Source organism: Pleomorphochaeta sp. DL1XJH-081 (assembly GCF_049310885.1).
Taxonomy (GTDB): Bacteria; Spirochaetota; Spirochaetia; order Sphaerochaetales; family Sphaerochaetaceae; genus CAYZJV01.
This window is the reverse complement of record NZ_JBMDYO010000045.1, coordinates 1-293: the sequence shown is the minus strand read 5'-3', so window position 1 is coordinate 293 and position 293 is coordinate 1. Positions and strand designations below refer to the sequence as shown.

Sequence of the window (293 nt, the reverse complement as noted above, 5' to 3'; positions counted from 1 at the left end):
AGAGGGAAAAAGGAAAGAAGAGGGGAAAAAGAAGAAGAGGGAAAAGAAGAAAAAAGGGGAAAGAAGAAAGAGGGGAAGAAAGGAAGGGGAGGGAGAGGAAGAAAAGAAAAGGGAAAGAAAGGGAAGGAGGAGGGAGGGGAAAAGGGGAAAAAAAGAAGGGAGAAGGAAAAGGAAAAAGGAGAAGAGAAAAAGAAAAGAAGAGGGGGAGAAAAGGGAAAAGGGGGAGGGGAGGGGGGGAAGGGAAGAGGGAAGGGAAGGGTGGAAAATGCATGAACAGAAGATGATGAGGTAGA

At 46.4% G+C, this 293-nt stretch carries 1 protein-coding gene; it reads left to right on the top strand.

Annotation, left to right across the window (positions count from 1 at the left end; all coding sequences use genetic code 11):
* Nucleotides 1–292, top strand: a 292-nt coding sequence (locus ACODJP_RS13840; RefSeq protein WP_422482495.1) for a hypothetical protein, incomplete at its 5' end; no start/stop codon positions are given.
* Nucleotide 293: the final 1 nt, after the last annotated feature.